This window comes from Candidatus Thiosymbion oneisti (assembly GCF_900092655.1).
In the GTDB taxonomy this organism is placed as follows: Bacteria; Pseudomonadota; Gammaproteobacteria; order Chromatiales; family Chromatiaceae; genus Thiosymbion; species Thiosymbion oneisti.
Genome location: NZ_FLUY01001140.1, coordinates 1 through 4,288 on the forward strand (window position 1 = coordinate 1; position 4,288 = coordinate 4,288).

Consider the following 4,288-nt stretch of genomic DNA (forward strand, 5'->3'; position numbering starts at 1 on the left):
CGAATTAGTGTGGATTCGTGTCTATTCGTGGTTCGCTTATGGAAACAGTCGGTTCGAGTTGAATGTCAACAGGCCCTAGTACCTAGTTTCAATCGATCTTGCAAATTCATAGCTCTCAGGGATGAACCACCATCCCTGAAATCTTCAGGTCTTAAGTGGCAAATCCCGACCCGTTCACCGATTGCGGGGATTTTTCGTTTCACCACAGAGGACACAGAGAAAATCAGAGAATTTCCTTCATGTTTTCTCTGTGCTCACCGTATCTTAAATCGATTTTTCGTCTCACCACTTAAGACAGAGAGAAAAGAAAACGTCTCTGTGTATTCTCTGTGTTCTCTGTGCCTCTGTGGTGAATAAAGCATTTTCTCAGTCTCTTAAATAGCTCAAGCGGTATACGAGCAATATCAAGCGAAATGGTGTACTAGAACTTGGGAGCCAGATGAACAAAATGATACGCAAGTGGCTGGCTGGATCGCTGGGGGCCGGTATCCTGCTCTGGCTACTGGCCTTGGCCTTTCCCCTGGCCGCGGCCGAGATCCCGCGGATACCTTTCCCCCGTATCGAGACCGGCATGCACACGGCGGCCATAAGGTGCATCGCCGTGGACCGGGCCGAGCGTTTCCTGGTCACCGGCTCCGACGACAAGACGGCACGCATCTGGTCACTGCCGGCTGGGGACCTGTTGCGCACCCTGCGCCTGCCTATCGGTGAAGGCAATGAAGGGAAGATCTATGCCGTCGCCATTTCCCCGGACGGCCAGACCGTCGCCGTAGGGGGTTGGACTCGTTTCCAATGGGAAGATGCCCACTCCATCTATCTGTTCGACCGGCAGAGCGGCCAGCTCCGACGGCGCCTCACGGGCCTGCCCAACGTTATCCATCACCTCGATTGGTCCCCGGACGGTCGCTACCTGGCCGCCGGCCTGCATGGTCCCAACGGCATCCGGGTCTATAGCTCCCAGGACTGGGAGCAGCGCTTCCAGGATCGCGACTATGGGGATTCCAGTTACTCCGCCCATTTCGACGGTCGGGGCCGGCTGGTGACCACCTCCTATGACGGCTATCTGCGTCTGTACGACGAGCGCTTTCGGCTCGTCGCCAAGCAAAAGGCATCCGGCGGCGAGCGACCCTTCCTGGCCCGCTTCTCACCGGACGGCAAACGCATCGCCGTGGGCTTCCACGACACCACAGCAGTCGATGTCCTCTCGGCCACCGATCTCGGATTCCTCTACCGCCCCGATACCTCCGGCGTCGGCAACGGAAACCTAATGAGCGTCGCCTGGTCCCAGGACGGGCTTTATCTCTACGCCGGCGGCCGGTACAACCGGGACGGTAATTACTTCATCCTTCGCTGGAATCGGGCCGGTCGGGGCGGTGTCACGGAGTTGCCGGCCGCCAAGAATACACTCATGGATCTCCGGCATCTGAGCGACGGCGGACTGGTCTTCGGCACCTTTGACCCTGCCTGGGGCCTGCTGGATGCTAGAGGCCAACAGAGAATTTTTAAGCCGCCTGAGATTGCGGATTTTCGAGGCGATCTCGATAACTTCCTGGTCACCCACGACGGCAGCAGTGTCCAGTTCGGCTATGAACCCTGGGGTAAGCGTCCGGCCCGGTTCTCATTGAGTGAGCGCCGCCTGTTCCTGTTGGACGACCGGCCAAAGGATACAGAGACCGCCGCACTGGGACTCAAGCCACCCCGTACTAAAGCACCGGGCCTGGACATCACCGACTGGAAGAATACTTATCACCCGAAGCTGAATGGCAAGCCTTTGCGGCTCGATGACTACGAGCGGTCACGCAGCCTGGCCATTGCACCGGACGGCGAGCGTTTCCTGCTCGGCACTGAGTGGTCGCTCCGACTCTTCGACCGCACCGGCAAGCCGCTGTGGCGGATTCCCGTGCCCGGTGTGGCCTGGGGGGTCAATATTACGGGCAACGGCAAGCTGGCGGTGGCCGCCTTCGGCGACGGCACCATCCGCTGGTATCGGCTGCGGGACGGCACCGAGCTGCTCGCCCTGTTTCCACATAAGGACGGCAGGCGCTGGGTGGCCTGGACGCCCGCGGGCTTCTACCAGGCCTCCGCCGGCGGTGAGGATCTGGTGGGCTGGCATGTCAACCGGGAACGGGACCAGGCCGCCGAATTCTACGGCGCCTCCCGCTTCCGCCAACAATTCTATCGCCCGGATGTGATCGCCAGGGTGCTGGAGACCCTGGATGTGGACCAGGCCCTGCGGCTGGCCGACGCCGCCCGGGGGCAAGAGACGGTCACCCGCGATGTCCTCAGGCTCCGCCCACCCAGTGTGTCCATCCTGGCGCCTGCCGCCGGCAGTTCGATCACCGAGACCAAGCTCGTGCTCACCTACGAGGCCCGGTCGGAAACCGGACCCATCGAAGGAATCGAGGCCCGCATCGACGGGCGTCCGGCCGAGGTACTCGCCCACCATCCTTCGTACCGGGATGGAAAACAGGCGGTCATCGGCCAGATCAGCTTAGAAATCCCCCCCAGCAAATCGGTGGTCTCGATTATCGCCCGTAACCGACAGGGCACCAGCGAGTCCGCCAATTTCGCCGTCGATTGGACCGGCAGCAAGGACTGGTACAAGCCGGACCTCTATGTGCTGGCCGTCGGCGTGGGCAACTACGAAGAAGACGCGCTCAATCTCAAATTCGCCGGCAAGGACGCCCAGGATTTCCTCACGGCCATCGAGCCCCAAAAGAAACGCGGGCTCTATCGTGAAGTCAGGACGCGCCTGCTGGATGACACGCAGGCGACCCGGACCGCCGTGCTCGACGGCCTGGACTGGCTCGAACGCCAGACCACCAGCCGTGATGTGGCGATCCTGTTTCTGGCCGGGCATGGGGTCAGGGAGGAGGGCCACTATCGCTTCCTGCCCCATGACACGGACCGGGGCCGGCTCAGACGCACTACCCTGAAGGATACCGACTTCAAGGACTTCCTCGGTGCTGTCGCGGGCAAGGCGATCCTGTTTCTGGATACCTGCTTCTCCGGGCGGGTACTCGGTGGGCGGGCCGACTCCCAGGCCGATATGGACCGCTTCGCCAACGAGCTGGCCGACGCGGAGACCGGGGTGATCGTATTCTCCTCGTCCACCGGCAAGCAGCTCTCCCACGAAAATGCCGCATGGGGCAACGGCGCCTTCACCGAGGCGCTCCTGGAAGGCATCCGCGAAGGCAAGGCCGACTACAACGGGGATGGCCACATCTCCGTAGCCGAGCTCGAGGTCTATGTCTCCGATCGGGTGAAATCACTCACCCAGGGCGCCCAAAAGCCGGTCACCACCAAGCCCAAGGCGGTCGAGGACCTGAAGATCGTGCGGATCCGGAAATGAGGATTGCGAATGGGCGCAATTCTTAAGTCATTCGGCGTTGCCGGGGAGGGTGTTTAATGGACAGGATTTACAGGATTACCCGGGATTTACAGGATTCTTTTATTTAACGAAGGCATCCTGTGAATCCTGTGAAATCCCGTAAATCCTGTACTATTCAAGGCAATGCCATTAAGTTCGGCGTTGCCGGGGAGGGCGTTTAATGGACAGGATTTACAGGATTACCCGGGATTTAGAGGATTCTTTTATTTAATGAAGGCATCCTGTGAATCCTGTGAAATCCTGCAAATCCTGTACTATTCAAGGCAATGCCATTAAGTCAAGCCTCAAAGCCCCGCTCCCTGGGGGAGAAAGGTTGGGGATGGTGGTTAATATTTAAATGATTTGTTGGGCACGCCGCCGTCCAAAGATGCGGTTCGCTGCCTACCTGCCCCATCCCTGGGGCGGTAGGCGGGCGCTCACCACATCCTACCGGCTTTGCCCAACCTACGAGCTTCGCCCCGCTCCCGCCGGGAGAGGGGTTGGGGAGAGGGCGAACGAAAAACAGCGCTCAAGCAATCACAAACGGCGTCGGTGACGCTTAAGCACGTAGGGCGGGTAAGCGGCCCCGCGCGCGGCTGCGGTCGCCCCGATGCGTCGGGGCCGCGCAACCCGCCGGTAGGGCGACCAGCTACCAGTCGCCGGTTGGTAGCTGGCGACTGGCTGGCGGGATGTGTTTTCTCGTTCCCAGGCGCTACGTGGGAACCTGGAAGCTCCGCGCCGCGGAGAGCATCAGGCCGGTGTCACCATTCGCATACACGGCGGGAATCAAACCTGCCGGCTGTTCGGCGTTATCGGGTGCGGCCCAGAGGGCGTCTGCTCCGAGCGTTGCCGACAGCTGGTCATGGGGTCCGTAAGCCGTCTGAAAGACGGCGGTCCCAGCCGGCCCGGGACCGCCGA

Annotated in this window: 2 protein-coding genes; one reads left to right on the forward strand and one right to left on the reverse strand. The window is 60.7% G+C overall.

The window, feature by feature from the left end; genetic code table 11:
- The first annotated feature begins 439 nt into the window (after nt 1–439).
- Complete coding sequence (locus BQ17_RS11665; protein ID WP_089727260.1) at nt 440–3,352, forward strand: caspase family protein; 2,913 nt, start codon at nt 440–442, stop codon at nt 3,350–3,352.
- A gap of 730 nt (nt 3,353–4,082) precedes the next feature.
- On the opposite strand, the gene BQ17_RS21830 is transcribed toward BQ17_RS11665, so the two are convergent.
- On the reverse strand, nt 4,083–4,288 hold a 206-nt coding region (locus BQ17_RS21830), incomplete at its 5' end, for a hypothetical protein (RefSeq protein ID WP_176722399.1).

What these genes read in the sequence shown, in the direction of transcription:
- BQ17_RS11665 (WP_089727260.1), top strand. Translation starts at nt 440, where the DNA reads ATGAACAAAATGATACGCAAGTGGCTGGCTGGATCGCTGGGGGCCGGT.